A 26395-nucleotide genomic window follows, 5' to 3' on the forward strand; every position below is an offset into this window, starting at 1 on the left:
GGCCAAAAAAAGATGCTTTCCTATTTTTTAGGAAAACATTTATGTTTTTGATCGGTAAATTAAATTGTTACTTATGAACCTATAAACCGCATGAAATCAACGTTTGTTTCGTTAAATTTAGGTTATCACAATTCAAATATACACGTCAAATAGTGATTTTTATTTAAAAAAATAATAAAACAAGCAATGAAAGGGTGATGAAAGTATGATTTCAAATGAAGACAAAAAACAAACAGCTTATGAAATGTATAAAAGCGGAAAATACTCATTTAAAGAAATCGCAGCAGAATTAGAAGTCAAAGAGAGTACGCTAAACAATTGGCGTTACCGTTACAAGTGGGTAGAACTATCGGCAAATGTAGATCGTCAAAAGCTTTATGATTTACTGATGTCTAAATTGAAAGATAAAGGTCTAGAAAACGAAATGCAATTCGTAGACATGGTGAATACGTACATGAAATTTTTCGATATCAAAAACAAATTGATTGAAGATATTGAAGAGCGCGGCGTATCTGTAATGGGTGTAACGGGATCAGTCAAAAAGAATGATTCTATTTCAGAATTAACAAAAGTTATCACGTCTATGTCAAGGTTGTTGGAGTTTTTAGGTATCGACATTGAAGAAGCTGAAGACGATGAAGAACTTTATATATAAATAATATAACAGGAGGTCATGAAAACATGGCACATTTAGAAAAAAGTTTAAAATTGAAAGAATTATTGTATCAACGAATCAAAACAGAAGAAAGGAGCCTTCCGGTCCTGGAAAAGCTAAAATTAGCAGAAGAGTGTCAAAGAAACGTTACCTCACGCGATGAATATGACCATATTACAAAGATCTCTGAAGAACTAAAAAAAGAGTATGCAGCCGAGAGGAAATTCGGTTACAAGCCAACAGTTATTTTTGGTGAAGAAGACAAAGCCCAGGCGGCGAAAGTGATTAAGAAAGATATCAAAGAAATGGACAAACGGTATATCGAGTTACGCAAACGAAAAGATGACTTAGAAACGTCTATTGCTGATGAAGTTGCCGCTATTAATGTAGAACTAAATGAAATGCATGAAGCTCACAGAAAGTTAATGCATTGTAACGAGACTTACGGAGGATATTACTGTGAACTATATGAAATGGTTACATCTACGAAATCGGAGGTATTACGATAATGATTACAATATATGAAAAAATTCTATCGGCACGAGAAAGAAAACATGCTTATCATACTTATGATATTGAACTAATGCCGCTAACAGATGCAGGGAAAGTATTATTCGGTCGTATGGACTTATTAAAGGGAGAAATGGACGGACAAGTTAAAAACTGGTTAAAGAATGCTTTATCACGTAACAAAAGCAACTTTAAACCTAATGATAAATATATTTTTTACTATGATGATCCGAAAGAATCAGAAGATCAGCGAGTAAATGAAGTGTTACGCTATGTAGAAAACAAGATTTATAGAAAATGGGAAACAAGTACAAAATGGGGTAATTTAAAAACGCCGGTACTTGGAGTCGACTATTCAGTGAAGATTGGAAAGAGAGTTGACGTGATCGACGCGCCGCAAAAGTCAGGTTCGAGACAAAAACCGTTAAAAAATCCAGCGATTGATGTAGAAGGAAAAGAAGTAACCGATACATTAGTTACTGAAGGTTAACGCTTGAAAAAAATCAGATGGATTGGAAATTGAAGTTATGAAGGAAATGTATACGAATGTTAATGAAGTAGGATTGAAATTATACAACCTTCTCGACGGGAAGCTAATCTATTCAGAGGTAGAACCAACTGTGTATCGTTTGGAGATTTAACATGTAAGCCGGCTTTTTTATAAGATAAAAAATACACTCACTTTTCAGCGTGAGTGTATTTTAATATTTATTTACTTTCACATTAGATTATGCTTTTTTTATTTCTTTAAAATAATTAATTTGATCAAGAATTTTTTGTTTTTCTTTTTCTCTACAATAAATTGTCTCCTTAATATTATCAATGTTAGATTCTAACTTAATCAATAAGTTATCTTTGAATTTATATATATATTCAGCTTCAGTATGATCTTCTAAAAAACAAAAAACGTGAGCCTCAAGTATTCCATGAACTTTCTCGAAATTAATTTTTGTATAGTTATCTAATGCTAAATTAGATACTAATAGTTCAGGTGTCAGCTTAGGAGAATATGTCTCCTCATATAACTTTTCAACAATTTTTATCATTTTTTCATTTCTCCTTAAAATGATGTTTTAATGTTTGAACAACATATTCAGAGTAAGTATCGACTTGTTTAATTGCACGTTCGTAATCATCAAGTTCCCATTCATTACGACTTTTTCTATTAAAATTCCTTAAGGACGTATTAAGATACTTTCCTAAGGTAGCTCCATTATTATCTTTATTATCATAAGGCTTTTGATTAGGATTAGCAATAAATTCATGGCGTAATTCTGTAATTTCAGTCCCAGTTAAATCAAGTTCGAAATATGTAATAATATCAGGTACAAGTTCTTCTCTAATTTTTGAATCAAGCATGGATCGGAGGTTCTTTTGATATAAGTCTGGTCTTAGTAATCGTTCAGTTTTTGCATTATCTTCAACATTCATCTGTCTACTTAAATTAATTGCTAATTCTTCATTGATTCCGAATTCGTTCATTAATTTTTGTATTCGTTCTTGTTCTTCCTTTAATTTCGTCTCTCTTAGTTCTAACAGATCAGTATTCATAAAAGCATCCGCATCGGTTAAGTACTCATTTGATTCTTCGGTATTACCAAAATCTAAATCTTCAAGTGGGGTGGTTGGTTTCAAAGCTTTTTCTTTTCTAGCAAATTTTTTTATTTCTTTGATAACATCACTTTTACGTATCTCATTTTTGTAGTTATCCCACAATGCATCTAAATTTAATTCTTGATGATGTACAACTTGGGCAATATTATCTTCCTCGTTAATATTATATCCATCACTTATTGAAATTGTTCTTAAAACTCTTCCGATAAATTGCTGATAAGGTAGATCAGATTTAAAAGGTCTAAAAATAGCAGCAATAGATAAAAATTTATGGTCATATCCCTCACCTAATAATGCTACGTTTACGACTACATCTACATCATGTCTTTCAATTTTATCAAATTCTTCATTTAATGAACTCTTGTCCATTTTACTGTGAACAATCGCTACTCTCATACTTCTTTTTTCATAAATATCTTTTAACTGTAATGCGTGTTCAATACTACATGCAACAGCAACGATTTTATGAGGATTATTATTGGTTTTCTCTTTTTTCTGTTTTAGCATTTCAATTGATCTATCAACAACACTGATATTACTTTTTGGCGATAAAGCGACACTCCGTGTAATCCAGTCATCTTTTTTAATTTTTAAGATTTCTTCTAAGGAATAAAATTCATCATCTTTTTTATCCAAAGTAAAATACATTTTTTCTGGAACGTATTTAAATCTCTCAAGAGATTTTACATATCCATTTGCCATAGCCTGTCCGAGGTTATATCTATATATTTCTTTTCCTTCAATTTGTACACCATCACTCCTAAATGGAGTACCAGTAACCTTCAATACTTTAGCATCTGAAAAATATTCTATAGCTTTTTTCCAGGTATGTGCTTCTGAATGGTGGGCTTCATCAATTATTATGAAATCGAAGAATGTAGAATCAACTTTATTTAATAAAGAACTTTCTAGTCTTTCCTGTAACTTATGGACGTTTAAAATAACTATATCTGCACTCTCTAAAATACCATTGCTTATCTCTTTGGAATATTCTATTACGGTTGGAAGCTGAGGTTTCCCAGTAAAAACTTTGGTTGATAACCAAAAATTCTTTGGATACATTGGATCTAATGAACCTAAAACAGTATCTTTCACAATTGTCTGAGGTGTAATTATTAATACCCTTTTTTTAGCTATTCCATATGGGGCAATTGCCATTAAGCCTGTTTTTCCTGTACCTGTTGGTAATACTACTAAGGACATTCTGTCATTTTCTTGGTTAGAGTAATGTTGTAATAAACTTTCATAGGCAAAAACTTGAGGATCTCTTAGATTTACATTACTTCTAATATGTGGATTTGCAAGTGAAAAATGATTCATAGGTAATTTTCCTTTCCTAGTTAAGACACTATAACTCTATTAGTTTTTTAATTAGTTGCATGGTGTAATATGTATTTATTTCCATCATACCATATTCTATATTTTAAAATAACAGTAGAATACTAGATTCACTTAAATGAAAAATGCATCATACTAGAAAAGGATATATTTGTGTAATAATCTTATAAAGTTATTCAATGTTAAAAGAGTAATTCCTTTATTTCGGAAGCCCCCCTATCAAAAGTTAAAATTTCCTCTCTGGGGAGGATAGGTAGCGTAGGGGGCATCTCTATCGTTAGACAACATTTTCAAAAAATAAAAGTGGGTGTGAAATGTCTACGAAATTCTATAAATTATTACATAATAAAAGCCACAACTCATATGAGTGTGACTTAAATGTTTTTATTCAACCTCAGCCTCGAAGTGTAAAGTAATTAAAACTCAAATGAAACCATAAGATACCTAGCAGGATTTATTTTCCTAGATTTGAAATTGTTATATCAATTTTGTTTCTTTTTGCAGTGTTTAAAGCGTTGCTTAGTAAATCTAAAAAAGTTGTACCTGTTGGAGTAGCATGGTAATTGGCTAAACTAGTTATTTTATTAGGGATTTTATTTCCCCAAGGTGGCTGTTTTTCCATGTGCTCAATATCCCAAATGACTTCTGCAGGAGGTAATTCACTTAAAATTTTTCTTATCTCTTCTACATTTTGAAGTGCTTCTTCTGTGTCCTCCCAACGTAACTTGTCGAAATATAAATTCTTCATTAATAGTGGGTACTTAGTGCCCCAACCTTCAGACTCTGTATGATATGACATGGTTGAAAAAAAGCTATGTAAAAAATCAGGGTGTCCTGTTTCATAGAAAAATATATCTACTTTAAATCCTACTGCCATTAATATCAATCCTCTCGCTTAAATATTACCTCGGGTGTTTCTTTAGACTTTTCTCTTATTTTTCTTACGATATCAAATAAAGCCTCTTCAGGAACAGTTTGTCCTCGTATATCAATGATGACAGTTTGCTTTGTACCTATAGGTAAATTATCAACCCTATCATTAACTTGTTTAACAATAACTCTAACTAGATTACTTCTTTTTGATGAAGTAGACAAGTCATAATTTTTCACTTCCAAGCTGTGACCCTTTGTGTAAAAATCAGGTCTTGTACTACCTTTTGTAACTTTTGAAACTTCTTCTCTATCTTTAAAAGCAACTTGGTCGTCATAATTAGGATACTCCTTACCTACGTCAAGTTCTGATTGTCTCCAAGATGGTCTAGCAAACATAAGATAACCGCTTAAATAATTAACCCAATTTCCTGATGGTGGAAGTGTGCTTACTATTGCTTCACCAGTGAGACCAACACCTGCAAAAGCAGGTTGTAAACGTGGTGGAAAAGCTTCAGTTACTTTGTACATGTTTGCTCCTCTAGCAAGTTTAGAAGCCTTATCAAGACCTTTCCCACCAAGTAACCCTAGACCGACTGATGTTACCAAATAAGAACCCCAGCGGAATCCACTTTCGACATCGCCATACCAAACGTCATTCATAAAAGAATCTGAGAAAGCGTTCCACATAGCAGGAAGAGTCTCATCATAATTGACAACAGCATCCCACATGTCTGACCATGTTTCACCGTCACCTAACGCTTTAAATCCATCCCAAGCATCTCCAACACCTTTTCCTGCACCATCATAAAGACCATCCCAAGCTTTCTCTAAATCAGATTTTGGTTTGCCACACATTGCACCTTCTTCAATTGAATTATCAGCCTGACGATTCCTATCTTCTGCAATCACTTGAATTGAAGTCGCCCACTCCATATTTAATCCTTGTGTACTAAATGTACCACTTGCTGGACTAAAACCTTTCCCACTTTGGACTTCAGCGAGACCCGTCGCAATGCTAGCGGCTAATTGAATTGCTGTATTATAGTTATTACTAGATGTTTGGTTGAACTGATACAAATGATCTAACTTTTCTTGAAGTTTGCGCCTCATGGCAATAAAAAGATTTACCATAGCGTCCATGCCCGAAATTGGCATAGTTTGATGGAGTGCTTCTGTACTTGCTATCATTCGGTCAATTTCTCGAATTTGTTCTAATATTTCTTGTTCAATAACATCTGTTGAAGCTACCTGTGATTGAAATTGACTTGGAAAGGCATCGTTCTGATGAATTAATTCCTCACATAAGTAAATGATTCCTTGTGCCAAAGGACGAAAAGTTTCTGCAAAGAATGCTTTTGCGCTATCGTATGTTTGCCCTTGTAGAACAGTATCGCTTGTAAAAGCATCAATCGACTGAATAGCTTGTTCCATACCTTGAATAGTAGCGGTACAGAAAGCATTCATACTTTGTGTTTGAGCCTGTACTTCCCCTAGATACATATTTAAACTCAAAAATCTCCCCCCTTTAATAAGTAAATGATACCAATTTAAGGAGAGAACTGTAAATGTTACATTGCAATGAGTTTATTAGAGGTAGTAATATACCTCAAAGCGAACTTATCCATATTCCAATGGAAAGGATGATTCGATGATAATTAGAGAAGGTATTGAGGTAACTAAAATAATCTTAGATGGTTATGAATTACCGATTCCACAAGGATATTCTGAATTTCTGCTTCTTGCTGGATATTGGGGAGTTGGCGAAAAAGTAGAAAGAATAAATCGTGAGGAAATCCTAGCGGATTATGACAGAAAAGTTGTTGTGGAAGATGGTAAGTTGTGTACGATACTCACTTATAAAGGGGATAAATAGAAAGGGGTAAAAAATCTCATGAATGAAAGGGAAGAGCTTATAGAAAGAAAAGAACGAACTATATTAGATAATCCACCAAGTGAAGAAACGAGGCTGAAAATGTTTTTTTATGAAAGAGCACCTCTAATGGATGCTCCTTTTGGTTGGTTACATTTTGGTTGAAGATATTTTTCTTATTTTCATTTTTGAATACTTTAGATACACCTTGGATGAAAAGTCACATACGTAAAAAATTTCATCTTCTTCTTTGTATCTTTCGTGGAATACACTTCTTTTATCATCGATAATAAAATTATGTATCAGTTGCAACTTGGATATTTCTTCTTCACTTATGATTTCCATAAGGTATTGTGGTTGAGAAGTTTTATTGAATCGTCTGCTTAAATATAGATAAAAGAAGCTCATAAATAAAGGAATAATGATAGCAATTAGTATAAAATTGTATTTATTACTTTGAGGGATATTTACATGGAAAAAGCACAAATAAGAAAACATAAAACTAAACATGTGGATCATAGCAATCAATCTTATAATTCGATTAAACCAACTGGCTTTATTTAGTTTAACTTGAGGTAGAAGTGCTATCGGTAAAAGTATAAAAAATAGCCAAAAAAATAATAAAAAGCTTAGATTATACAGTGGTTCTAATATAAAGGTGTAGTTGGGAATGAGATTGGGCATGAAAAATTTCACATAACATGCAGGGATAATGAATACGGATATTGCAAAGGTAAGAATATCTTGGCAATATGTAAAAATATTTATTTGTTTTCGTGTGTTTTTATCTTTAAATAATTGATCGAATTCCTTGGTAGTTGAAGATTCTATGTAGAATGAACCAATCCCTTTTAAAATCCCCCAAATTCCTATGACTGCAAGAATAATTCTGGATATATTTGTCATTTCAGTAAGTGACATAAGATTATATAGCCTCGCTTATCTTTAATTTAAGTAACACGTAAAAATTATTATATCATAATATTTACATTTTGTTGGTTACGGTATGTAAAATGAAAGGGAGAGTTTTTATTATGGAATGGAAGAAGTACAAATTTTATATTTGGAAATCTGTATTTTGTTATAACTAATTATAAGCTGTGGAGGTTAGACTATGTGGTATAGTATATTTTTTGACAAAAATGGTGTTTTTCAGTGGGCAGGTGTAGCTGCGATTGTGTCATTTTTAGCATTTGTTTCAACTGTGATTTCTCTTGTGGTTACATGGATACAAGGAAAGAAAACTAGAAAATCTACTACTCTAGTAAATTTAAGAATTCAAGAATTAAAAGAAATAAGAGAAGAAGGAGCTGCTTTAATATCAACGATAAGAGTTTTTTTGAATGAAAGAAATGTGAGGATAAATCCAGAGAATAAGGTTATTTTAGAAACGGATCCAATAGTTAATAAATTGGATGCGCATTTTAATAAATTGTATTCCAAATTATATAGACAGACATTGCATGGTGGTGATTTATCAATTCAAATAAGTACAAATCAAATTTTATTATATATGTTAAAAGAAACCGATCAGTTAGTGGAAATACAGATAAATATTTCTCAGGCTCTTGATACATATTCAAGAGTTGAATATATGGAGATAGAAAACTCGATTTAAGGATGGTTAAAATAACCATATTTTTTTGTAACTTAGAATTGGCGTTTATATGATTGAAATTAGAAAAGACTTAAGTTATGAGATAATTAACTAAATAAAAAATGAACGATTACGAAAAATATTCGTTCATTTTTTATCTTATTATTTACGTTAGATGTAGTTCATAATCCCCGTCAATACTGTTTAGTCTTCCAAACAGTTCCTCGTATGGACTGTGTTTTTTTGAAAATCCATTTTTTAATGCAAAGTGGTAACCTTCTTCAGTTATAACTTCTTGTAATACTAATCGTTCGAATCCTTTTTCTTTAGCGAATGTTTTAAACCATTCAAAAACAATACTTCCCTTACCTTGATTACTTGGTGTAATGTTTATAGCAGTAATCGCTAAGTATGGATTGGGGAAAAATTCGCTTCTAAGGTTAATGGTGACTTTAGATTTTTTAGAAGAAATATCTAAAGAATACTTAGAAAGACCTTCTATGAACATTGTTTCATCTTGTACTAATTCGTCTAATAACATTTTTAATTCTTGAAAGTCTTGTACATGAAGAGGGATCTTGGTGAGTGTTTCTTTCAAAATAAGTAACTCCTTTTATCATCTGTTTTTTTTTTTGCACTTATCCATTTCTATACACACGCCAGCCATTATATTTTTTGTCCCAAAATAGCCCCACTTAGCCCCAGGTGCATACTTTTTAATGCTTTATTTTGCATTATTAGTGACAAATAAAAAAGCCCAGAACCCTTGATAAACAAGGTTTCTAAGGCTTTTAATAATACTCTTTGCAGAGTACCGAGATTAACGAGAGTAGAACTCTACGATTAATGCTTCGTTGATTTCAGCTGGTAACTCAGCACGCTCAGCGTGACGAGTGTAAGTAGCTTCTAATTTGTCAGCATCGAAAGTTAAGTATTCTGGTACGAAGTTGTTAACTTCGATCGCTTCTTTAACAACAACAAGGCTGTTAGATTTTTCGCGAACGCTGATAGTTTGGTTAGGTTTTACACGGTAAGATGGGATATCTACGCGAGCGCCATCAACCATGATGTGACCGTGGTTTACTAATTGGCGAGCTGCACGACGAGTGCGAGCTAAGCCCATACGGTAAACTAAGTTGTCAAGACGAGCTTCAAGAAGGATCATGAAGTTTTCGCCGTGCTTACCAGGCATTTTACCTGCTTGGTCAAATGTGCGACGGAATTGACGCTCAGTCATGCCGTACATGTGACGAAGTTTTTGTTTCTCTTGTAATTGTAAACCGTATTCTGAAAGTTTCTTACGTTGGTTAGGACCGTGAGGACCTGGTGCGTAAGGGCGTTTTTCTAATTCTTTTCCTGTGCCGCTTAGAGAGATTCCAAGACGACGAGACAGTTTCCAAGCTGGACCTGTATAACGAGCCATAGTTGACTCCTCCTTTAAAAATGTTTTTATTTACGTAAAATAAAAACAGACGTAATCGATATTTACGGGCATTTTGTTTTCATGTACCTTCGCTCCAGCAGCAGGGAGTTACGAGATACACCTCCGTAGAGGAACAAAATACAAACGATAAACTCACATTACAAGGCTGCCTTTTTATTTTACACAAACGCTATTATATCTTTTACCCAGAGTTTCGTCAAGCGAGTACGTTTTTGTTTTATGCATATAAATTTTGGAAATTAATATAAGAAGGAATTTAAAACAATATAAAAGAAGAGATAGAAACACAAATAAAACGCTTACATAAAATGTAGTAAAAACGTTCATCAGTTTTTATTGGTGAATATGCGGGATAAAAACATAAAGGGGATGTTTTTATGAAAAAGAAGCATATGGAGACAGCGTTAATTCATCACGGTTATACACCTGAGGAACATAAAGGAAGTTTAACACCACCTTTATTTCAAACTTCTACATTTACATTTGAGACTGCGCAGCAAGGAGAGGCGAGTTTTGCGGGAGTGGATCCATCTTATATTTACTCACGGCTTGGAAATCCAACTGTGAAATTATTTGAAGAACGTATGGCGGTGTTAGAAGGAGGAGAAGAGGCACTTGCCTTCGGATCTGGTATGGCAGCTATTTCAGCAACTTTAATTGGTTTTTTAAAGGCTGGAGATCATATTATTTGTTCAAACGGATTATATGGGTGTACGTACGGTTTTTTAGAAGTGTTAGAAGAAAAATTTATGATTACGCATTCGTTTTGTGAGATGGAGACAGAGGCTAATATTGAAAATAAAATTCGTTCGAATACAAAGCTTATTTTCGTTGAAACACCGATTAATCCAACAATGAAATTAATCGATTTAAAACAAGTGATTCAGGTTGCGAAGCAAAATGGCTTACTTGTCATTGTTGATAATACGTTTTGTTCGCCTTATTTACAAAGACCGCTTGAGCTTGGCTGTGACGCTGTTGTGCATAGTGCGACAAAATATATTGGTGGCCATGGTGACGTTGTAGCGGGTGTAACGATTTGTAAAACGAAAGCGTTAGCTGAAAAGATTCGCCCGATGCGAAAAGATATCGGCGGTATTATGGCGCCGTTTGATGCGTGGTTATTATTACGCGGGTTAAAGACGTTAGCAGTAAGAATGGATCGTCATTGTGATAATGCAGAAAAAATTGTATCGTTCTTAAGAAAACATGATGTGGTAGAAGATGTTTGGTATCCAGAAGGGGAGTTAGCATCTCGTCAAATGAAACGCGGGGGCGGTGTTATTTCTTTTTCAGTAAAAGGCGGAAAAGAAGAGACGCAAGCGTTTATTAATGATCTTCACTTTATTACAATTGCGGTAAGTTTAGGCGATACAGAAACATTAATTCAGCATCCAGCAACGATGACGCACGCTGCAATTCCGGCTGAACTAAGAAAAGAAATGGGCATTTTCGATAATTTAATACGCTTATCGGTCGGTTTAGAATCGTGGGAGGATATCGTTTCTGATTTAGAGCAGGCATTAAAGAAAATATCTACTGTTAATCAATAAAAAAAGAGTGAGCTATCGGTTTTGTACAGGACGTACTAAGTCGATAACTTGCTCTTTTCTTTTTACATATGTTTTAGGAGTGTCTCCACAAACTTTTCTAAATAGCGCTGATCTACTTCATCAAAACGATTTTTTTCAGGACTATCAATGTCAAGTACACCAATGACAGCTCCTTCTTTCACAATCGGTACAACGATTTCCGAATTAGAAGCACTATCGCAAGCGATGTGACCTGGGAATTGGTGAACGTCCGCTACAAGCTGAGTTGTTTTCGTTTCAGCTGCTACGCCGCAAACGCCTCGTCCAAATGGAATGCGTACGCAAGCAGGCAGTCCTTGGAACGGTCCAAGGACAAGCTGATTTCCTTCTGTTACATAAAAGCCAACCCAATTAACGCGATCTAAAAATTGGTTTAATAATGCGGACGCATTTGATAAGTTTGCGACTACGTTTGATTCGCCAGTTAATAACGCATCCAGTTGTTTAATTACTGTCTCATATTGCTGCACGCGAGATCCTGCATAACTTTCTTTAGTAAACATGGAAACAGCTCCTTTTTTATCGAGATGTGTAAAATATTAGCAAAATACGATGTATTTCACATGACTTTGTCGATAGAAAATTAAAGGAATTTGTCTTAAAAGTCAAGAAATTTAAACTATAGCTGTTCATTGAGAGGAAGTGAGCGCATGAAGCAGACGAAACAAAAAGTAATTGATGCGGCAATATCGTTGTTTAATACGAAAGGTTATGATGGAACGTCGGTGCGAGACATTGCAAAGCGAGCGGATGTGAATGTAGCGAATATTTCATATTATTTTGCTGGGAAGCAAGGTTTATTAGAACAGCTTATTACTGATTTTTTAGAAGGGTATATTCATGTGATTGAAATTTCGTTTGAACAGAGAGAGTATTTGTCGACTAAAGATGTGATGGTGCAAATGGTGCGTGGGATGTTACGATATCAATTTGAAAATAGAGAACTAACACGTTTCTTCTACCGAGAGCTTTCGCTTGATACGACATTAATTCGTGAAGTGATGACCGTTTATTTTTCTAAAGAAAGATATTATATAGAGCAAATTATTAGGCAAGGACAAATAAAACAAGAATTTCAGAAAGTATCATTTACAATGTTTATGACGCAATTAAAAGGCATGATAAATATGCCGTTTTTATATCCACAATATATATCAGAAGTACTGCATTCTTTCCCGTCTGAGACATTTTTCATAGAAATGTACACGAAAGAGATTGAGCAATGGATGGAACAAGCATTATGTAAAGCGAATATGTACCATGAATGGCCAAGAGCTGTTCATATGTGAAGAATCCCCACCTAACGAACTGAGGTGGGGAGTTTTATGTTTATTTTTCTTTGCCATAAATTGTTACATAATAGCGCGATAATTGTTAACGTTGCTCCAGCGATTTCAATTTTATCGACTGTATAACCTCGAAAGATAGAACCGATCAGTGCAAGAATAGGAACTAAATTCATAAATAATATGCCGTTAATAGATGAAATATAGCGATTTCCCATATTCCAGCAAAATACAGCGATAACTCCTGCGATAATCGACATATAAAAGAGCTCAAAACGAACGCTTACAACTTTACGCAGTGACGGCATAGTAACTATATTTGTGTACGTTAAGAAAGTAACAATAACGATGAGTGAAATGGAGCCAAATAAACAAGTTAATGTCGTGTACCTAAGTGGTGACCAGGATTGAAAACGAGCACCTCCGTTTGTATAAATGACCCAGCAAGTAACGCCGCATAGCATTAATATGTTTGTCGATAAGTGGCTTGCAGCTCCAAATAATAAGTGAATATTTCCTTTTGAAATGACAAGCATAACACCAAGTAATGCAACGAACATACAAAGAAATGTGTAGTTTTGTGGGCGACGATTTTTCGTTACCCATTGCAGTGATAAGGCGATCAGTGGCATAAGAGACTGAATCATAGCTGCATGAATTGCTCCGGAAGGTCCAGCAAGTTGTTGTCCGTAGAAAACGAGAAAACCATATCCTGCGAAACCGACTGTCCCGTAAAAGAACAGAGAAAGTGTTCTTTTTTCTAAGCGGAGTGAAGTCTTCCCTTCAGTAATTAATAGCAAAATAAGAAAAATAATAGCTGCTGATCCATAGCGAATCGTTGTGAAGAAGAACGGATCGATAAATTGCAGAGCATTTGCCATTACAGGAAACATAAATCCCCAGGCAGTGACGGCGAGTAAGCATAGAAAGGATCCGAGTAGCATTTGTTTTTTGTTCAAGAGTATCTTTCCCCTTTGCATTTCGTTATAGTAAGTTGATGAAATAAGTATAAAGAGTAATTGTTTATAGGAGGAAATATCGATTTCTTATAACGGTTATAACTTTTTGTTAGAGGTGTGTACGATGGATTTGGAGGCAGTACGATCGTTTATCGAAGTGAAGCATACGCGAAGTTTATCAAAGGCAAGTAAAATTTTACATATATCTCAACCAGCGCTTAGTAAGCAAATTCAAAAGTTAGAAGCGGATTTAGAGGTTACTTTACTTAAGCGTTCTGCGCAAGGAGTGGAGTTAACGGAGGCAGGAGAGTTATTTATAAAAAGAATGCTACCGATTTTGGAACAAATAAATGAAGTGAAAACAGAAATGAGGGGGTATCAAGAGAACCGAAAGTTTTCAATTGGTATACTACCGAGTTTAGCAGAGCATTACATATTAGAATGTAAAGATGTATTAGGTGATGAGTTCGAAGTAGAGTGGCAAATTGGACATACGGAAGTATTAAGAGATTTATTTAAAGCGCGGGAGATTGACGCGATGTTCATCGATTCCGTAGTAGAAGGTGCTACGTATATAAAAGAAGTGCAACAAGAGAAAATTGTTTGTTCCGTTTCAAATAATCATCCGTATAAAGAGAAGAAAGCCATTCAAATAGAAGAGCTGCAAAATGAAAAATTAATTGTATATCCAGAAATATGCGATGTAAGGAAAATGATTATGAACATGTTTCATGAGATAGGTGTAAAGCCAACTATAGCTGTGGAAACATCTTACGCACAACCGATGCTTACAATGGTAAAAGCCGGACTTGGTATCACGTTACTTCCAGAAAGGGCAGTAGAGCAGTCTGTAAGGCAGGGAAATGTACATGTAATTTCTGTTGAACCACCACTCATGCGGAAAATTTATTTCGTATCTCATACGAAAGATTGTTTGTTATTACAATCATTTGAGGATAGGTAGTGAGGTAGGCGGAATATTGAGAAAGATTACAATCGCATTGAAAGAAACATGAAATTTTAAAAAAAACTAGGTCAAAAACAAGCCATTACATGGTATGATTAGTACATTGTTAGTTGTTAAATATAGGGGAATTCCCTTTTTATACATAATGCCTTCCATTTCATAAACGGAACGGACAAAAAAAGAGATATAACTAGGAGGCTTTTTTGCATGGATTCTATCCTGACGATCGTTATCATTGTAGTAAGCTCTATTCTAGTGCTGCTCATGATAGAGCTTGTGATAAGAAATCGTTCATATAAAGATATTGAAGCACTGGAGCAGTGGAAACAAGAGATAAAAGATAAACCTGTGGCAGATGAACTAAAACGGGTAAAAGATTTAAACATGACGGGTCAAACAGAAGAACTGTTTGGTAAATGGCGTGAAGAATGGGATGAAATTGTATCAACAACCCTTCCGAAAGCGGACAAAGATTTAGCGCAAGCGCGAAAATTCGCCTCGCAATTCTCCTTCCGAAAAGCAAAGCATGCGATGAACGAATCCATAAGTGGTTTAGATGACGCTGATAATCGTATTACAGGTGTTTTAAATGAATTACAGCAATTGTTAGAAAGCCATGAGAAAAATAGCTCGGAAATTGAAGGATTACGTGATACATATCGTAGTATGAAAAAGAGTGTTCTTGCTCATAGACATATGTATGGAGCAGCAGAGCAGAAAATCGAAGAGATGCTAGACGCTGAATCTAATAAATTTAAAAGCTTTGAAGAAGCAACAGATAATGGTGACTACTTAAAAGCGAGAGAAATTGTTATTAGTTTAGAAGAAGGTTTAGCAAGTTTAGAAATCATTATTCACCAAATTCCAGATTTATTAGTAGAATGTCAAGCGACGCTACCAGTTCAACTGGAAGATTTATTACAGGGTCATAATGATATGGTAAGACAAGGTTATGTATTAGAGTATTTGGAAATCCCTAAAGAAGTTCGTGATATGACGACACAACTAAACACATGTTTAATGGATATACAGGAGCTTCATATAACAGAAGCGGCTGAAAAAGTGGAAGACTTAAAAACTCGTTTAGATGGTTTCTATGATCAACTTGAGCAAGAGGTACATGCGAGACATTATGTGGAGCAAAAAACACTTTCTGTTTATGAAGACTTAGAAGAAATGCGTATCGAAACGATTGAAACGAAAACAGAAACACAACTTGTGAAACAAAGCTATCAATTGCAAGATAAGGATATTGAGTCTCAAAAAGTAATTGAAAAGCAAATGCACATTTTAACGAAACGTTTTGAAATGCTACAATTACGCGTTGCTGAACAAGATATTGCCTTCTCTATTATTCGTGAGGAATTAGAAGAGGTTTATGAGCAATGTGAAACGTTAAAAATACTTCATGCAGAATATAAAGAAATGCTGCAAACGATGCGTAAAGAAGAATTTGAAGCGCGTGAGAAGTTACAAGAAATGCGAAATACTATTTTCGAAACGAAACGCTTTATGCAAAAGTCGAATTTGCCAGGTCTTCCAGAGAGTATTATGGAAGATTTAAAAAGAGGGCAAATGGCAATGCAAGCTGTATATGAACAATTAGAAGTGAAGCCGTTAAATATGAACGCTGTAAATAGCAGTTTAGAAGAAGCATACACAACTGTGAACGGTGTAGCTGAAATGACAGAAGAGTTAATTGGACAAGCGTATTTAGTTGAAAAATTAATTCAATACGGTAACCGTTACCGCAGTCATGATGAAAGCCTTGCAGAAAGCTTAAATTATGCGGAGAAATTATTCCGTGAATATCAATACGATGCAGCTTTAGAACAAGCAGCTTCTGTACTAGAGCAACTTGAACCTGGTGTTGTTCAAAAAATAGCTGAATATGTAGACAATGAACAAACCCTTTCATAAAAGGGTTTGTTTTTTTGTGTAATTTTGCAGACGATGTTGCTATAATGAATAGCGGAATACAGTAAGGTTATTCGTTTCAAAATAAAGTGAAACTGTAATCAGTGGGGGGGATTCATCCTCCACTGATTACTAGTTGAACCAATCGGGCATTTACGGGCAGTTGATCTCCTACCTAACTTCTTTGCTCTAGTTGAACTTTGAGGTGAGAGTCTTACTGCCCGTTAATGCGGGGTAAAGTGAAACTGTAATCAGTGGGGGTATCTCACTAATTATTATTATTCACTAATCGGGATAAAACGGAACCTTTGCGTAGTCTTAGCGTAATGACACGTATTTATGATATGATTATATGATGTGATAGCGCTGAAAGGGGAAGAACGATGATCTATTTTGATAATAGTGCGACGACGAAGCCATATCCAGAAGCTCTTCAATCGTACGTGACGGTTGCTGGGAAATATTTTGGTAATCCTTCTTCTATTCATTCGCTTGGAGGAGAGGCAGAGCGTCTATTAACACAATCAAGAACGATTGCAGCGCAGCTTCTTCACGTTAAACCTTCTGAAATTATTTTCACATCAGGTGGAACGGAAGGGAACAACCTTGCGATTAAAGGGATAGCGATGAGGAATCGTTCGCGCGGCAAACATATCATTACAACAAATATTGAACACGCGTCTGTGTTTGAGGCATATAAGCAATTAGAAGAACTCGGATTTGATGTAACATATTTACCGGTTAACGAGCATGGTGTTGTATCGGTAGAGGATGTAAAACGAGCACTTCGTGAAGATACGATTCTTGTATCAATTATTCATGTGAACAACGAAACTGGAGCAATTCAGCCCGTTGCTGAAATTGGAACGTTATTATCGAATCATCCGAAAATAAGATTCCATGTAGATCATGTACAAGGGATAGGAAAAGTACCGCTTGATTTATATGCTTCTCATATTGATCTTTGCTCAATATCTGGACATAAATTCCACAGTGTAAAAGGAACGGGTCTTCTTTATATACGTGATGGCGTAAGATTAGATCCGATTTTATCAGGTGGTCAACAAGAGCTTAAGTATCGCTCTGGTACAGAGAATTTACCTGGCATTGTAGCGATGGTGAAAGCACTTCGCATGACAATGGAACAAGTGAAAGAAAAGGTAGCTCATTTGCAAGGTTTACAAGCGGAGCTTGTCAGCTTCTTTAAAGAGATGGAAGATGTGACGATTAATACATCGCTTGCATATGCAGCACCGCACATTTTAAATGTATCATTTGTTGGTTTAAAACCAGAAGTAGTCGTTCATGCTTTAGAAGAACACGGTGTATATGTGTCAACGAAATCAGCTTGTTCTTCAAAAGCAAATGAAGTAAGCAGAGTGTTAGTGTCGATGGGAGTGCCGCATGCAGCAGCTGCAAGCGCTATTCGTATTAGTTTGGCACCAGATAACACGATGGAAGAAGTAAAACAATTTGAAGGTATTGTAAAAGAGACAATGCCAAAATTATATGAAGTGATGAGGTAAAGAAATATGATGACATATGAATATATTTTAGTGCGTTACGGAGAAATGACGACAAAAGGTAAGAACCGTTCTAAATTTGTAAGCACATTAAAAGATAACGTGAAGTTCAAACTGAAAAAGTTCCCAAACATTAAAATTGATGCAACGCATGACCGTATGTACATCCAGTTAAACGGTGAAGATCATGAGGCAATCTCTGAAAGGTTGAAAGACGTATTTGGTATTCATAAGTTTAACTTAGCGATGAAAGTACCATCAGAATTAGAAGACATTAAAAAAGGTGCATTAGCAGCTTTCTTACAAGTAAAAGATGATGTGAAAACATTTAAAATTACAGTGCATCGTTCTGATAAGCGCTTCCCAATGAAGACGATGGAGTTACTTCCAGAAATCGGTGGGCACATTTTAGAAAATACAGAGGATATAACAGTAGATGTTCATAATCCAGATGTGAATGTACGTATAGAAATTCGCAGTGGTTATAGTTATATTATGTGTGGTGAGCACATGGGAGCTGGCGGTTTACCAGTTGGCGTTGGTGGAAAAGTAATGGTACTTCTTTCTGGTGGTATTGATAGCCCGGTAGCAGCGTACTTAACGATGAAACGCGGCGTATCTGTGGAAGCAGTTCACTTCCATAGCCCACCTTTCACAAGTGAGCGTGCAAAACAAAAAGTAATCGATTTAGCACAAGGGTTAACGAAATACTGTAAACGTGTAACGCTGCACCTTGTTCCGTTTACAGAAGTGCAAAAAACGATTAATAAAGAAATCCCATCTAGCTATTCAATGACGGTTATGCGCCGTATGATGATGCGTATTACAGAGCAGATTGCTGAGGAGCGTAACGCACTTGCAATTACGACTGGTGAAAGTCTTGGACAAGTAGCAAGCCAAACATTAGATAGCATGCATACGATTAACGAAGTAACAAACTACCCAGTTATTCGTCCGCTTATTACGATGGATAAATTAGAAATTATTAAAATTGCTGAAGAAATCGGCACGTATGATATTTCAATTCGTCCATACGAAGATTGCTGTACAGTATTCACACCAGCTAGCCCGGCGACGAAGCCGAAGCGTGAAAAAGCAAATCGATTTGAAGCGAAATACGATTTCACACCGTTAATCGAAGAAGCTGTAGCGAACAAAGAAACAATGGTATTACAAACGGTTGAAGTAGTGGCGGAAGAAGAAAAATTTGAAGAACTTTTCTAAAACCATAAATTACCATATCTAAAACGTGTATGAAGTCATGTTGTTTATCACACTCTATACTCACAAGGAGGTGATACAACATGTCACGTAGCACAAATAAATTAGCGGTTCCTGGTGCTGAATCAGCATTAGACCAAATGAAATACGAAATCGCTCAAGAGTTTGGTGTTCAACTTGGAGCTGATGCAACAGCTCGCGCTAACGGTTCTGTTGGTGGTGAAATCACTAAACGTCTAGTTTCACTAGCTGAGCAACAATTAGGCGGTTACCAAAAATAATCCCATATGATGGCTTAGAAAGAGCGGGTTCTCTCGCTCTTTCTTTTTGTTGTTCATATTAGTATAAATTCATTTCGACAAAAGCATAAAAAAATTGTCAAAAGAAGAGGGTTCAAAATTTACTGAAAATTCTTTATTATATAAGGGAGGCATAAAGAAAAAGGAGGATGTTTATGAAGAGAGAGGAATTGTTGGCACCACCATCTTATAATTTAGTTTCAGAAATAGAGAAATATACAGACGATAAAGAGAAGCTTGCTTTAATTTGGCAAGATGATAAAGGGAATAGACGAGAAGTTACATATTTTGAATTAATGCAAGGTGCAAATAAAATTGGAAACGCTTTTATAAAAAGTGGCTTACAAAAAGGGGACAAGCTCCTTATTATGATGCCGCGTTTAATTGAAGCGTACATGACGTATATCGCTGCGATTAAAGCAGGATTTGTCGTAATTCCAAGTTCGGAAATGTTGCGTAAAAAAGATATCGAATATCGAATTGGACATGGCGAAGTAAAAGCGATAGTAAGCTATGAGCCGTACATTGGACAGTTTGATGATATAGAAGCAATGGAATCTCTTCAAAAATTCGTCTTGAGCGAGCAGTCAGTAGACGGATGGATCAATTTAAAAACAGCATTAGAAACAGAAAGTGACATGTTAGAAATGGCGAAAACAGATAAAGAAGATATGGTCTTTTTATCTTACACGTCAGGGACGACAGGAAACCCGAAAGGTGTCGTTCATACTCACGCGTGGGCATACGCTCATTTACGTACAAGCGCCCCGAATTGGCTCGGAATTGAAGAGAATGATGTTGTATGGGCAACGGCTAGTCCAGGGTGGCAAAAGTGGATTTGGAGCCCGTTTTTAGCAACTCTCGGTTCAGGGGCAACAGGATTTGTGTACAACGGCAAGTTTGAACCGAAAACGTATTTAAATTTATTAGACGATAATAAGGTGAATGTGCTTTGTTGTACACCGACTGAGTATAGATTAATGGCAAAGGTAGAAGATTTAAGCCAGTACAATTTAGAGGCGTTACATAGCGCTGTATCCGCAGGTGAGCCGTTAAATAGAGAAGTTATTGGAACGTTCCAAAAGCACTTTGATATTACAGTAAGAGACGGCTATGGGCAAACGGAAAATACACTACTTGTTGGTGTAATGAAAGGGATGGATATTAGACCAGGATCAATGGGGAAACCAACGCCAGGTAACCACGTCGATATCGTAAATGAGGAAGGTATCCCAGTTAAAGTAGGCGAAGTTGGTGATATTGCAGTTCACATTGAAACGCCGGCACTCTTTAAACAATATTATAAAGACGATGAGCGTACAGCGATGCAATTCCGCGGTGATTATTATATTACAGGTGATAAAGCGAAGAAAGATGAAGATGGCTACTTCTGGTTTGAAGGGCGTGGTGATGATATCATTATTAGCTCTGGTTATACAATCGGGCCGTTTGAAGTAGAGGATGCGCTTGTAAAACATCCTTACGTAAGAGAATGTGCGGTTGTCGCAAGTCCTGATGAAATTCGCGGAAGTGTCGTGAAGGCATTTATCGTATTAAGAGAGAATATAGAAAAGAACGAAGAAACATTAATTCCAACACTCCAACAACACGTCAAAGAACTCACTGCACCATATAAATACCCTCGCAAAATTGAATTTGTAGATGAACTACCAAAAACGATTTCTGGAAAAATTCGCCGTATTGAACTTAGAAAACAAGAGATGGAGATTCCGTCAAAATAATTTTGAAAACAGTGAAGTAAATAGTTGAATGAAATGCAAAACAATGATAATATAAAAACGAACACAAGTTCGATTTTATAAACTTAAAAAAGAGGTGTCCGTATGATTTTAGGTATTAATCCGTACTTAGTTTTAGATGGTAGTGGGCAAGAAGCTGTACAGTTTTATAAAGAGGTTTTAGATGCAAAAGTAGAAGTCATGCAAACTTTTGGTGACATGCCTGAAAATCCAGAATACCCGATTCCAGCTGAAGCGAAAGAGCGCGTTTTACACGCTACTTTAAAAGTTGGTAATACGGATCTTATGATTTCTGATACATTCCCAGGTCAAGGGCATGCAATCGGATCTCAAGTAACAATCGCAATTCAAATTAGTAATGCAGAAAAAGCAAAAGAAGTATTCGATAAGTTACAAGAAGGTGGAGAGGTTATCATGCCACTTCAAGAAACATTCTGGAGCCCAGCATACGGACAAGTAAAAGATAAATTTAATATTGAATGGCAAGTTACAACGTCTACTACTGAACAAAAGTAATTTTTAGAAAAGCACCATGTTTTGAAATGGTGCTTTTTTTTATACAATAAAATAAAGGAGATGGGATATATGAGAGAAATTTGGTATGGCGGCACCATTTACACAATGCGAGAAAAGAATGAAAAAGTAGAAGCTATTTATGTTGAAAATGGCATAATCGTTGATGCTGGGAGTAAGGAAGAATTAGAAAGTAGATATTCAAACGTTAAGTTGCAGGACCTAAAAGGAAAAACAATGATTCCGGGTCTCGTTGATAGCCATATGCATCTTATTGGGCATGGGGAGAGATTACTCCGTCTAGATTTATCAAATTGTACATCTTATGGTGAAGTGCTTACTCTTGTTCAGAAGCGAGTGGAAGAAGCACCAAAGGGATCTTGGGTTATTGGAGAAGGATGGAATGAAAATAACTTTACAGATACGAAAGATGTTCATGCGCGTGATTTAGATGAAATTTCGAAAGAACATCCCATTTTATTAAAGCGAGTTTGTCGTCACGTTACATGGGTGAATTCATACATATTGCAAGAAGCGAACATAACAGAAGCGACGCAAAATCCAAAAGGCGGGAAAATTGGCAGGGATTCATCAAATAAGTTAACAGGACTTTTATATGAACAAGGGCAAGAATTAATTAAACACGTTCAGCCAGAAATTGATGAAGCTTATTTACAAAGAGCTCTGCAAACAGCGATTAAAGATTGTTGGCAATATGGACTTGTTGGCGGGCATACGGAAGATTTAAATTACTATGGTGGCTTTAGAAAAACGCATAATGCGTTTTCTCACGTTATAAAAGAAATGCCATTTAAAGCACATTTGCTCGTTCATCATGAAGTAGCACAAGAACGAAAAGAATATGAAAATGAACATTATATTGAATTTGGGGCAATGAAAATTTTTTCTGACGGTTCTTTTGGCGGAAGAACAGCATTATTAAGTGAACCGTATGAAGATGCGAAGGAAACGAATGGGGTTGCAATTTTCTCACGTGAAGAACTTGCAGAATTAGTGAAGAAAGCACGAGACTTACATATGCCAGTTGCGATTCATACTATCGGTGACTTATCGCTTGAATATGTCATTAATGCACTCGAATTATATCCACCAGCAAAAGGGTTACGTGACCGTATTATTCATTGTCAGCTTGCTCGTGAAGAGTTGATTGAAAGAATGAAAAACTTGTCGGCTATTATCGATATACAGCCGGTCTTTCTTTCCTCAGATTTCCCGTCAGTCATTGAAAAACTAGGCGAGCGTCGTCTTCGTTATGCATACGCTTGGAAGACGTTACTGGAAGCAGGATTACGCTGCAACGGTGGGTCTGACGCACCAATTGAACAAGTGAATCCATTTTTAGGCATATATAGCGCTGTTACACGTAGAAGTTTTATTGACGATGTATGCTATATGCCTGAGGAAAGATTAACGGTATATGAGGCTGTTTCTCTATTTACAACAGGAAGTGCCTATGCAATCGGAAAAGAAGCGAAGCGAGGGCAAATTATAAAAGGATATGAAGCAGACTTTACGATATTAGACCGTAATATTTTTGAAATTGAGGCAGAAGAAATGAAAGAAGTACAAGCAGAAATGACCGTAATAGATGGCCAAGTTGTCTATAGAAAAGGTATGTAAAAATATATGAGCGATTATTGAAATATATCGACTTACCGACAAAAATAGCAACTAATAGTTAGAGAAATAAACAACCGCAGAATTATGGAATTCCATAATTCTGCGGTTATTTTAATTCTATAAAAACGTTCTTTGTACTTTTTCCCAGAAAGAGTTGTTTTTTAATTTAACTGTTTTAATTTGTTTATCGCTTAAGCGTACAACAGCTTTTTCCACTTGTTTAATGCTAAGCGCTTCGTTATCCATGCCGATAACAGGATAATCGTTACCGTCTGGTCTTAGTTTTAAAGTTAATGTACGTTCGTGATTTAAAATGAACGGTGAACCGAGCGTACGGTAAGTGTTGTTGTTTAAAGATGCTAGTTCGCTTACTTGGAAACATGGAATAAGTGGGTCAACAACTGCACCATGCAATGATTTATTGTAAGCTGTACTTCCTGTTGGGGTAGAAACTACTAAACCGTCCCCTCTAAATGTTTCGAAGTATAAATCATCAACGTGAACATCTACAACGAATGTTTTAATAATGCTAGAACGTAATGAGAACTCATTTAAACAATAGAAAGATGTACCATGATCTACATCTACCTGAATTGTTGGATATTTGCGCACTTCAATTTCATTTTTTGTAATTTCTTGAAGGGCTGTATCAATGTGATCAATGTGAAAATCGCAGTAGAACGAAGTTTCATCTTTCGTAGAAATCCCTGCGTATAAGCAATCTTCTCTAAAACCAGTTTTACGAACGGCTTGTAAGAAGGTTGCATCATCTCCAACACTGACGATAGCGTTTGCATTTTTTGGATGATCTAATATGGTAAATCCATTCTCTTCTAAAATACGATAGATTGGTTTCATTTTTTCAACGAGCGTTGCTTTGTCATCACCATAAAAGAAAAATAAATTGCGACGATCTGCCATTATGTATCCCTCCACTGCAGTTAAATTTTCTGTTTTTCGTGCTGCATATCATTAGAGTCCGTTCCCTGATGATATGTTCAAATAATATATTTCGATATAAATTGTCAAAATACCTTTTTATTTTTAGAAAAATTTTTATATTCAATCTTATAAAACTCTGTTTAACGATGAATAAACTTGTCGATAATGGGTATGGAGTGAAAGGATGATACGTATGAAGTGGCTCGTAATTGGAATAATAATTCTTCTCCTTTTTATTTTGCTTATACTATTGTCGAAAATATCGCTTAAGGTGACATTTTTATATTCAGAAATGGAAAAGCAATGTTTATTTCAAGTGAAAATATGGATGATTCGATATACATTTGATGTGTTGGAAAGAATTGAAAAACAGCAGAAAAAGACAGGACAGAAAATCGAAAAAGCTGAAGAGGACGGCGGACTAGATAATAAAATTATGTCGCAACTTGACAGTATTGGGGAACTGATAAAAAGGCTTCAAAAAGTTCATACTATCGTTAAAGATTTTCTCAAACGAGTGAAAATCAATGGTTGGAAATGGCATACGCAAATTGGAGCAGGCGACGCAGCTAGTACTGGAATTGTCACTGGATATGCATGGGGGACAAAAGGTATGGCTGCTGGAGTTGTCGGACAATATATGCATATTGTCGATGTACCAGAATTTGAAATTACTCCTGTTTTTCAAGGGAAGGGATTTGCATCAAGATGCGAGTTAACAGCATCTTTTCGTATATTCCGCACTATAAAAACAGCGATGAAATTGCTCATATTTATGAGGCAGCAAAAATCTGGTATGACAGAAAAATCTGTTCAAGCATAGGGGGGATATAGAATGGACCATCCAATTCAAGGTTTAATGACAACAGCAATGCAGCATTTAAAACAAATGACTGATGTAAATACAATTGTTGGTGACCCAATTAAAGCGGCAGATGGAAGTGTAATTCTTACTGTTTCGAAAGTAAGTTTCGGATTTGCTGCTGGTGGAAGTGAATTTGGTAGAGTAGAACATTCAGGCCGTCATCCATTTGGCGGGGGAAGTGGTGGAGGAGTTTCTATTAATCCTGTTGCCTTTCTTGTTATAAACGGAGATGGTGTGAAAGTATTGCACTTAGATAAACAAACACACGTCATCGATAAAATAATTGAATTAGCGCCACAAGCTGTTGATAAAGTGAAAGAAATGATGGATAAACGAAAAGAAGATGATCCTGAATTTCAAATTTAACGAATAAAGAAGCTAATCAATAGGTTAGCTTCTTTTATTTTTTTGTAAATAAAGCGATTTTATTTGCATTATCGATAGGGACAAACTATCATTTACATTGTACATATTTTGTTTAAATAAGGGAGGATTTTCAAGTGGCAAACGTAACTTTTAAAGGTAATCCAATGACTTTAGTTGGAACAGAAGTTAAAGTTGGCGATCAAGCGCCAAACTTCCAAGTATTAGCAAACGACTTATCTCCAGTAAGTTTAGAAACATACAAAGGCGAAGTAAAATTAATTAGTGTTGTACCTTCAATCGACACAGGTGTGTGTGATGCACAAACACGTCGTTTTAACCAAGATGCAGCAGGTATTGAAAACGCGAGAGTATTAACAATTAGCGCTGATTTACCATTCGCTCAAAAACGCTGGTGTGCAGCAAACGGTTTAGAAAATGTTGTAACACTTTCTGACCACCGTGACCTTTCATTCGGTGAAGCTTACGGCTTAGTAATGAAAGAACTTCGTTTACTTGCTCGTGCAGTATTCGTAGTAGATAGCAATGACAAAGTAGTTTACGTAGAATACGTAGGCGAAGGTACAAGCCATCCAAACTATGAAGCAGCATTAGAAGCAGCTAAATCTGCAAAGTAATGTGAAGG

Annotated in this window: 29 protein-coding genes; 19 read left to right on the forward strand and 10 right to left on the reverse strand. The window is 35.6% G+C overall.

What is annotated here, in order from left to right; all coding sequences use genetic code 11:
* Positions 1 to 205: 205 nt before the first annotated feature.
* From DN403_RS06890 to DN403_RS06900, 3 genes are read left to right on the forward strand one after another with little or no spacing between them, the layout of a single operon-like run.
* Positions 206 to 655: a terminase gpP N-terminus-related DNA-binding protein gene (locus DN403_RS06890; protein ID WP_149185365.1), complete on the forward strand. Its 450-nt coding sequence runs from the start codon at positions 206 to 208 to the stop codon at positions 653 to 655.
* Between the two features lie 26 nt (positions 656 to 681).
* On the forward strand, positions 682 to 1164 hold the full coding sequence (locus tag DN403_RS06895) for a DNA repair protein Rad50 (protein WP_149185366.1): 483 nt from the start codon (positions 682 to 684) through the stop codon (positions 1162 to 1164).
* Positions 1164 to 1655 carry a hypothetical protein gene (locus DN403_RS06900; protein ID WP_149185367.1) on the forward strand — a complete coding sequence of 164 codons (492 nt, stop codon included), beginning with the start codon at positions 1164 to 1166 and terminating at the stop codon, positions 1653 to 1655. The genes DN403_RS06895 and DN403_RS06900 overlap by 1 nt, the downstream gene beginning before the upstream one ends.
* A 238-nt stretch (positions 1656 to 1893) precedes the next feature.
* Here the strand turns inward: DN403_RS06900 and DN403_RS06910 are convergent, their stop codons facing one another.
* From DN403_RS06910 to DN403_RS06930, 4 genes are all read right to left on the reverse strand, one after another.
* Complete coding sequence (locus DN403_RS06910) at positions 1894 to 2211, reverse strand: hypothetical protein (RefSeq protein WP_149185369.1); 318 nt, start codon at positions 2209 to 2211, stop codon at positions 1894 to 1896.
* A gap of 4 nt (positions 2212 to 2215) precedes the next feature.
* Positions 2216 to 4099, reverse strand: a complete 1884-nt coding sequence (locus DN403_RS06915; RefSeq protein WP_149185370.1) for a DEAD/DEAH box helicase — start codon at positions 4097 to 4099, stop codon at positions 2216 to 2218.
* 472 nt (positions 4100 to 4571) lie between these two features.
* On the reverse strand, positions 4572 to 4994 hold the full coding sequence (locus DN403_RS06925; RefSeq protein ID WP_000268162.1) for an immunity 70 family protein: 423 nt from the start codon (positions 4992 to 4994) through the stop codon (positions 4572 to 4574).
* A gap of 5 nt (positions 4995 to 4999) precedes the next feature.
* Positions 5000 to 6502, reverse strand: coding sequence for a T7SS effector LXG polymorphic toxin (locus DN403_RS06930; RefSeq protein WP_149185371.1), 1503 nt, complete (start codon positions 6500 to 6502; stop codon positions 5000 to 5002).
* Between the two features lie 136 nt (positions 6503 to 6638).
* Between DN403_RS06930 and DN403_RS06935 the strand changes: the two genes are divergently transcribed.
* Together DN403_RS06935 and DN403_RS31055 are read left to right on the forward strand one after the other, a co-directional pair.
* Positions 6639 to 6863: a hypothetical protein gene (locus DN403_RS06935; RefSeq protein WP_149185372.1), complete on the forward strand. Its 225-nt coding sequence runs from the start codon at positions 6639 to 6641 to the stop codon at positions 6861 to 6863.
* An 18-nt stretch (positions 6864 to 6881) separates the two neighbouring features.
* Complete coding sequence (locus DN403_RS31055) at positions 6882 to 7025, forward strand: hypothetical protein (protein WP_179958925.1); 144 nt, start codon at positions 6882 to 6884, stop codon at positions 7023 to 7025.
* Here the strand turns inward: DN403_RS31055 and DN403_RS06940 are convergent.
* Positions 7011 to 7781: a hypothetical protein gene (locus tag DN403_RS06940; RefSeq protein WP_149185373.1), complete on the reverse strand. Its 771-nt coding sequence runs from the start codon at positions 7779 to 7781 to the stop codon at positions 7011 to 7013. The two genes, DN403_RS31055 and DN403_RS06940, sit on opposite strands and share 15 nt — an antisense overlap.
* 193 nt (positions 7782 to 7974) lie before the next feature.
* On the opposite strand from DN403_RS06940, the gene DN403_RS06945 reads away from it, so the two are divergent.
* Complete coding sequence (locus tag DN403_RS06945; RefSeq protein WP_086408635.1) at positions 7975 to 8478, forward strand: hypothetical protein; 504 nt, start codon at positions 7975 to 7977, stop codon at positions 8476 to 8478.
* A gap of 145 nt (positions 8479 to 8623) precedes the next feature.
* On the opposite strand, the gene DN403_RS06950 is transcribed toward DN403_RS06945, so the two are convergent.
* Together DN403_RS06950 and rpsD are read right to left on the reverse strand one after the other, a co-directional pair.
* Positions 8624 to 9055 carry a GNAT family N-acetyltransferase gene (locus DN403_RS06950; RefSeq protein WP_149185374.1) on the reverse strand — a complete coding sequence of 144 codons (432 nt, stop codon included), beginning with the start codon at positions 9053 to 9055 and terminating at the stop codon, positions 8624 to 8626.
* Positions 9056 to 9277: 222 nt separating this feature from the next.
* A complete protein-coding gene (gene rpsD / locus DN403_RS06955) occupies positions 9278 to 9880 on the reverse strand; it encodes a 30S ribosomal protein S4 (protein WP_000135320.1) in 603 nt (200 codons plus the stop codon).
* 398 nt (positions 9881 to 10278) lie between these two features.
* Between rpsD and megL the strand changes: the two genes are divergently transcribed.
* On the forward strand, positions 10279 to 11454 hold the full coding sequence (gene megL / locus DN403_RS06960; RefSeq protein ID WP_000726575.1) for a methionine gamma-lyase: 1176 nt from the start codon (positions 10279 to 10281) through the stop codon (positions 11452 to 11454).
* Positions 11455 to 11516: 62 nt separating this feature from the next.
* Here megL and DN403_RS06965 read toward each other — a convergent pair whose 3' ends face one another.
* The gene (locus tag DN403_RS06965; protein ID WP_044307091.1) at positions 11517 to 11996 is read right to left on the reverse strand and encodes a GAF domain-containing protein; all 480 of its coding nucleotides are present in this window, start codon (positions 11994 to 11996) and stop codon (positions 11517 to 11519) included.
* Between the two features lie 147 nt (positions 11997 to 12143).
* Here DN403_RS06965 and refZ point away from each other — a divergent pair, with 147 nt between their 5' ends.
* Positions 12144 to 12782, forward strand: coding sequence for a forespore capture DNA-binding protein RefZ (gene refZ / locus DN403_RS06970; RefSeq protein ID WP_000814915.1), 639 nt, complete (start codon positions 12144 to 12146; stop codon positions 12780 to 12782).
* A gap of 11 nt (positions 12783 to 12793) precedes the next feature.
* Here the strand turns inward: refZ and DN403_RS06975 are convergent, their stop codons facing one another.
* Complete coding sequence (locus DN403_RS06975) at positions 12794 to 13738, reverse strand: DMT family transporter (RefSeq protein WP_001036055.1); 945 nt, start codon at positions 13736 to 13738, stop codon at positions 12794 to 12796.
* A gap of 124 nt (positions 13739 to 13862) precedes the next feature.
* Here DN403_RS06975 and DN403_RS06980 point away from each other — a divergent pair, with 124 nt between their 5' ends.
* The 8 genes from DN403_RS06980 to DN403_RS07015 all read left to right on the forward strand — a co-directional run bounded on the left by DN403_RS06980 (position 13863) and on the right by DN403_RS07015 (position 23579).
* Positions 13863 to 14702: a LysR family transcriptional regulator gene (locus DN403_RS06980; protein ID WP_149185375.1), complete on the forward strand. Its 840-nt coding sequence runs from the start codon at positions 13863 to 13865 to the stop codon at positions 14700 to 14702.
* Between the two features lie 210 nt (positions 14703 to 14912).
* The gene (gene ezrA / locus DN403_RS06985; protein WP_016077218.1) at positions 14913 to 16625 is read left to right on the forward strand and encodes a septation ring formation regulator EzrA; all 1713 of its coding nucleotides are present in this window, start codon (positions 14913 to 14915) and stop codon (positions 16623 to 16625) included.
* A 380-nt stretch (positions 16626 to 17005) separates the two neighbouring features.
* Positions 17006 to 18148, forward strand: a complete 1143-nt coding sequence (locus DN403_RS06990) for a cysteine desulfurase family protein (protein WP_000638974.1) — start codon at positions 17006 to 17008, stop codon at positions 18146 to 18148.
* Between the two features lie 6 nt (positions 18149 to 18154).
* Positions 18155 to 19369, forward strand: a complete 1215-nt coding sequence (gene thiI / locus DN403_RS06995; RefSeq protein WP_000989272.1) for a tRNA uracil 4-sulfurtransferase ThiI — start codon at positions 18155 to 18157, stop codon at positions 19367 to 19369.
* Positions 19370 to 19449: 80 nt separating this feature from the next.
* Positions 19450 to 19647 carry an alpha/beta-type small acid-soluble spore protein gene (locus DN403_RS07000; RefSeq protein WP_000091640.1) on the forward strand — a complete coding sequence of 66 codons (198 nt, stop codon included), beginning with the start codon at positions 19450 to 19452 and terminating at the stop codon, positions 19645 to 19647.
* A gap of 173 nt (positions 19648 to 19820) precedes the next feature.
* A complete protein-coding gene (mbcS, locus tag DN403_RS07005; protein WP_000817728.1) occupies positions 19821 to 21407 on the forward strand; it encodes an acyl-CoA synthetase MbcS in 1587 nt (528 codons plus the stop codon).
* Between the two features lie 102 nt (positions 21408 to 21509).
* Positions 21510 to 21941 carry a VOC family protein gene (locus tag DN403_RS07010; RefSeq protein ID WP_000600368.1) on the forward strand — a complete coding sequence of 144 codons (432 nt, stop codon included), beginning with the start codon at positions 21510 to 21512 and terminating at the stop codon, positions 21939 to 21941.
* Positions 21942 to 22010: 69 nt separating this feature from the next.
* Positions 22011 to 23579, forward strand: coding sequence for an amidohydrolase (locus DN403_RS07015; protein WP_001207088.1), 1569 nt, complete (start codon positions 22011 to 22013; stop codon positions 23577 to 23579).
* 117 nt (positions 23580 to 23696) lie between these two features.
* Here DN403_RS07015 and DN403_RS07020 read toward each other — a convergent pair whose 3' ends face one another.
* A complete protein-coding gene (locus DN403_RS07020) occupies positions 23697 to 24500 on the reverse strand; it encodes an NAD kinase (protein ID WP_000785183.1) in 804 nt (267 codons plus the stop codon).
* Between the two features lie 205 nt (positions 24501 to 24705).
* Here DN403_RS07020 and DN403_RS07025 point away from each other — a divergent pair, with 205 nt between their 5' ends.
* The 3 genes from DN403_RS07025 (at position 24706) to tpx (ending at position 26387) form a co-directional block, all read left to right on the forward strand.
* Positions 24706 to 25344, forward strand: coding sequence for a DUF2953 domain-containing protein (locus DN403_RS07025; protein ID WP_149185376.1), 639 nt, complete (start codon positions 24706 to 24708; stop codon positions 25342 to 25344).
* A 12-nt stretch (positions 25345 to 25356) separates the two neighbouring features.
* On the forward strand, positions 25357 to 25752 hold the full coding sequence (ytfJ, locus tag DN403_RS07030) for a GerW family sporulation protein (protein WP_000350007.1): 396 nt from the start codon (positions 25357 to 25359) through the stop codon (positions 25750 to 25752).
* Positions 25753 to 25886: 134 nt separating this feature from the next.
* Positions 25887 to 26387, forward strand: coding sequence for a thiol peroxidase (tpx, locus tag DN403_RS07035; RefSeq protein ID WP_000024531.1), 501 nt, complete (start codon positions 25887 to 25889; stop codon positions 26385 to 26387).
* The last annotated feature ends 8 nt before the right edge of the window (positions 26388 to 26395 follow it).

Origin of the sequence: Bacillus sp. AY2-1 (genome assembly GCF_008368965.1) — a bacterium.
In the GTDB taxonomy this organism is placed as follows: domain Bacteria; phylum Bacillota; class Bacilli; order Bacillales; family Bacillaceae_G; genus Bacillus_A; species Bacillus_A thuringiensis_S.